General features: G+C 39.3%; 4 protein-coding genes. 3 read left to right on the top strand and 1 reads right to left on the bottom strand.

The window, feature by feature from the left end:
* Nucleotides 1–729, bottom strand: a 729-nt coding sequence (locus VNZ46_RS28155; RefSeq protein ID WP_325564831.1) for an ABC transporter ATP-binding protein, incomplete at its 3' end; no start/stop codon positions are given.
* Nucleotides 730–1,012: 283 nt separating this feature from the next.
* Between VNZ46_RS28155 and VNZ46_RS28150 the strand changes: the two genes are divergently transcribed.
* The 3 genes from VNZ46_RS28150 (at nt 1,013) to VNZ46_RS28140 (ending at nt 4,351) form a co-directional block, all read left to right on the top strand.
* The gene (locus VNZ46_RS28150) at nt 1,013–2,167 is read left to right on the top strand and encodes a redoxin family protein (protein ID WP_325564829.1); all 1,155 of its coding nucleotides are present in this window, start codon (nt 1,013–1,015) and stop codon (nt 2,165–2,167) included.
* Between the two features lie 28 nt (nt 2,168–2,195).
* A complete protein-coding gene (locus tag VNZ46_RS28145; protein ID WP_325564827.1) occupies nt 2,196–3,338 on the top strand; it encodes a TlpA disulfide reductase family protein in 1,143 nt (380 codons plus the stop codon).
* A 191-nt stretch (nt 3,339–3,529) separates the two neighbouring features.
* Complete coding sequence (locus tag VNZ46_RS28140; protein ID WP_325564825.1) at nt 3,530–4,351, top strand: alpha/beta hydrolase; 822 nt, start codon at nt 3,530–3,532, stop codon at nt 4,349–4,351.
* The last annotated feature ends 275 nt before the right edge of the window (nt 4,352–4,626 follow it).

Raw genomic sequence — 4,626 nt, 5'->3', positions numbered from 1 at the left:
AATTAATTGTGGATACAGTCCAATCACTTCACTGAGCTGTTTCAGGTTGCCGGCAGCGATTTCAACAAGGTCTTCACTGTTTAATACTTCTTCAACAGTGCCAGAGATTAGCAAATTCCCGGACTTCATAATAGCTACGTGTGTGCATATTCTTTCTACTTCATCCAGCAAGTGGCTCGCTAAGATAATCGTATGTCCATCTGATTTCAGTTCCAGGATGAGCTCACGGATTTCCGCAATTCCAACGGGGTCCAAACCATTGGTAGGTTCATCCAAAACAATTACTGAAGGGGCACCTAACAAGGCTGCACCAATAGCCAGACGTTGCTTCATGCCCAAACTGTAGGTGCTAAATTTACTAGCCCTGCGTTCGTACAGGCCAACTTTTTTCAAAATACTCTCAATCTCTGCATGGTCTCCCCGGCCACTAATCTGACTGGTAATTTCCAGATTGCGCGTAGCCGAGAGGTAATGGAAAAAATTGGGTGTCTCTAAAAGTGTTCCGATCTGCTTTCTCTGTTGAGCTGATGATTGCTGCCCGAACCAGGAGAAATTTCCGGCGTCAGCATGTAACACATCTAACAATATCCCCAGTAAAGTGGTCTTTCCACTTCCATTGGGACCTAAAATCCCAAATATGGAGCCTTCAGGAACAGAAAAGCTAATACCTTTCAGCGCCTTCGTTTTACCGTAACTCTTTTCAATGTTATTAATTTCTAAAACTGTCATTAATAGTTTGTTTTCTTTGGTTTAAGATTGGTCTGTTGATCTAATTTTTGTATTGAGACCGGAAAAATGAGTTGAACCCTTTATTGATCTTGTTTTTATCAAATTTTCATCAGAATATAATTTTATTTTAATGGTGATGAAGCTGTCATGTGCTACCAAATTCTATTTATACCGGTTTGTGTGTTTCTGCACATGATAGTTTTATATGAAGCAGTTCTTTTATTGTCAGGATATAGAGGGGTAGATCCATTTTTCAGGTCTCAATACCAAATACAACATAATCATGAACCAAAAATCAGAGAAACTGAAAAATATGGCAAAACGCATTTTCGGTACGTTTGCCATACTAGCGATTTGCGCGCTGCAAATGAAGGCACAGGAAAAAAAATCTTTATCCGTAGGGGATGATGCACCTGTGCTAAAATACTCGAAATGGATTCAAGGCACAAACCCCATTACTGCCATAGATCCTGACAAAACTTATGTAATTGAATTTTGGGCGACCTGGTGCGGCCCCTGTATTGCCGCTATGCCCCATCTTTCAGAACTCTCAAAAAAATATGCTGGAAAAATAGATTTTATTGGATGTAATGTTTGGGAAAATCTACATGGCGGCAATAAAGACCAGGAGACCTATTTACCCAAAGTGACCAAATTTGTACAAGACCAATTCAAGCTTGGCAGGTTAACCTACAATGTGATTACCGACAATACGGCTGAGTATATGGGTAACAATTGGCTAAAAGCTGCGGGTATTGACGGTATCCCTTCGTCATTTGTTGTTCAGAAAGGAAAAATTGCCTGGATCGGCCATCCGGTCTATCTGGATTCTATTCTTGCAGCGGTAAATTCAGGAACCTACAATGTTCAGGCGGAAAAACAGAAATATGAAGACCAGGAGAAAAAGATGGCAGAGATGCAAGCAGGATTTAATGCCGCCATTAAGCTATATAAAGATGCTGAGGCTGCAAAAGAATACGATAAGGCTTTACAACTTGCGGATCAGGCCATCGCTAAATTTCCGGACAACAAATACATGTTTACCACTGACAAATTTATGATGTTATTAAGGTATTATGGTGAAGAAAAGGCAATTGCATACGGGCTTGAATTGCAGAGAAATAATCTTACCGGCCAGGTTCTTATTGGTACACTAATGACCACTGAAAATTTATCTCCATCTGTCATTGAGTTTTGTATCACAGCAGTGAAAAAATGGGATGATGGAAAGAATCCAAAACTTTTAGACATCCTGGCCGATTTTCAGGCTAGAGGCGGATTCTATAAAGATGCTGCTGAAACGCAGAAGAAAACTGTTGAATTAGCTAAAAAGTTGAAAACTGATCCGCAATGGGGGCCTATCATGACAGATGGAGTAATTAGTGATTACCAAAAAAAGGCAGATGAATACGAGAAAAAAGCTGATAAAAAGAACTGATAGTAAATAACCAAATAGCCAGACAAACATGACTTTCAAACACATAAACGTTATAAAAGCGGGTTGTATTTTCGCCCTTTTTATTTTGCTCAGCGTAAGCGGACGGGCACAGGATCAAAAAGCTCCTGAATTAATGATCGGAGATACAGCTCCACAATTAAAATATGGCTCCTGGGTAAAAGGTAGTCCAATTAAAGCATACAAAAAGGGTCATCTCTATTTATTTGAGTTTTGGGCAACCTGGTGTGGACCTTGCATAGCCTCTATGCCACATCTTTCTGAATTTGCAAAAGAAAATGCTAAAGATTTGACCGTCATCGCTGTGAACATTTGGGAGGATAAATCTGGCAAAATGCCTTACAATGCATTGCTTCCAAAGGTGGCAAAATTTGTGAAAGGCATGGGTAATAAAATGGCCTTTAATGTAGCTACAGACACTAAAGATGAATTTATGGGTAATAAATGGATGAAAGCCGCTGGACAAGGTGGTATTCCTTGTAGTTTTATGGTAAAAGATGGCATTATCCAATGGATTGGACACCCTGTTCAACTTGACTCCATTGTAAAGTTGATTATGCATGGAAATTATAATGTAGCCGCTGCAAGGAAAGCTGCAATTGAACAGGCTGCCAAAGGGCCGTCTCCAGAAGAATCAATACTCATGAATGGGATGAAGAATTCGACGGCTGCAATTGAGAAAAAAGAATATGCAAAAGCCATTTTAATTATTGATTCAGCTGTAAAGAATCTTAGTCCAGTAATGGCCGGGCCACTTAATTTTTCAAAATTCACAGCCCTTTTTGATGCTGAGGGTGAAGAAAAGGCTATGAAATTTGTACGGGACTGGCAAGCGACCAATCCTGGATATAAAGGTTCTGTTGGTTCATTTCTTGCCTCAAGACCAGGCTTATTAAAGGGATCTTACCTTTATGGAGTTAACATACTGAAGGAACTGGCAGATAATCCGCAACCCGCATCGTTGATGTATAAATTTATTGCCGATGCTTATGTAAATATGGGCGATTATAAAGGAGCTGTAGAAGCGCAGGAAATAGCAATTGCAAAAGCAAAAGAATATTTAAAAAATGGAAAATTTGCCGGCTTTGTTTTAGAGGATACAGTTAAAGAATACGAAGCTGCGCTCGAAAAGTATAAGAAAGGTATTAAGTAACTTTCTCTGTAACCTGGTTTTATGTTATTTTCTATCTCCAGACTGAAAATTTGCCTAAATAAAATAAAAAAATAGCAAATGATTTTATCATAGATCAAGATGGGTTGACTTTCACTTGACTACTTTTGCTAAAGAACAAAGGCAAAAACATTCTAACAAGACAATTGGTTATAAACAAAAAACTTAAAACTATGAGTACACTAAAATTAAAAGACGGAACAGAGATTTTTTACAAAGATCAAGGCAAAGGACCAGCATTAATGTTTCACCATGGATGGCCATTATCATCAGACGATTGGGATGCGCAGGCTATCTTTTTTTTACAGAAAGGTTATCGGGTAATAACGCACGACAGAAGAGGTCACGGCCGCTCTAGCCAGGATATTTACGGTCATGACATCGAAACTTACGCTGCCGACGCTGCAGAGTTGGTGGAGTTTCTTGACTTGAAAGATGTTGTGCACATCGGGCACTCAACAGGCGGTGGTGAAGTAATTCGTTACGTTAACAAATATGCTAATGGCAGAGCAAAAAAAGCAGTGTTAATTAGTGCTGTTCCACCAATAATGGTTCAAAGCGATAGCAATCCCGATGGCGTTCCGATGTCTGTTTTTGATGGTATCAGAGACCAAACTTTGAACAACAGACAGCAGTTCTATATCGATTTGACTTTTCCTTTTTATGGATATAACAGAGAAGGTGCAGATGTTAAAGAAGGTGTACAGAGAAACTGGTGGAGACAGGGAATGATGGGAGGAATCGTTGCGCATTATAACGGCATCAAGGCGTTTTCTGAAACTGACTTCACTGAAGATTTGAAAGCTGTTGATATCCCGGTCCTGGTTCTTCATGGTGAAGATGACCAAATTGTTCCTTACCAAAATGCAGGTGTAAAATCGGCAAAATTGTTGAAAAATGGAAAGCTGATCACTTATCCAGGTTTCCCTCACGGAATGCCAACTACCGAAGCGGCAACAATTAATAAAGATATTTTCGAATTTATTCAGTCCTAGTGAACAAAGTTATTGGGTAAAATTTAACGCCTTAAGAATTGGTGATGCTTATTGATTGTAAAACACCTCTGGACCGAGAGATGTACCGATTTGAGTTTTGAAGACTATTGCTGTAAATAGCAATATCAGTAACGTCCTAATCAGCATTAGGACGTTACTGATATCTTTATTCTTCTTCTGCTTTTGATAAATAGACAATGCATGACCGCGGCCTGACTTAAAATCTTCCTTTAACCAATTCATCACTTCGTCAGGGGTTAAAGTTACCATTCAAG

This window comes from Pedobacter sp., assembly GCF_035566355.1.
Lineage (GTDB): Bacteria > Bacteroidota > Bacteroidia > Sphingobacteriales > Sphingobacteriaceae > Pedobacter.
This window is presented reverse-complemented; position numbering and strand designations above follow the sequence as displayed.

Bases quoted from the DNA above. Each gene is read 5' to 3' on its own strand.
- VNZ46_RS28140 (WP_325564825.1), top strand. From the start codon at position 3,530: ATGAGTACACTAAAATTAAAAGACGGAACAGAGATTTTTTACAAAGAT.
- VNZ46_RS28150 (WP_325564829.1), top strand. From the start codon at position 1,013: ATGAACCAAAAATCAGAGAAACTGAAAAATATGGCAAAACGCATTTTC.
- VNZ46_RS28145 (WP_325564827.1), top strand. From the start codon at position 2,196: ATGACTTTCAAACACATAAACGTTATAAAAGCGGGTTGTATTTTCGCC.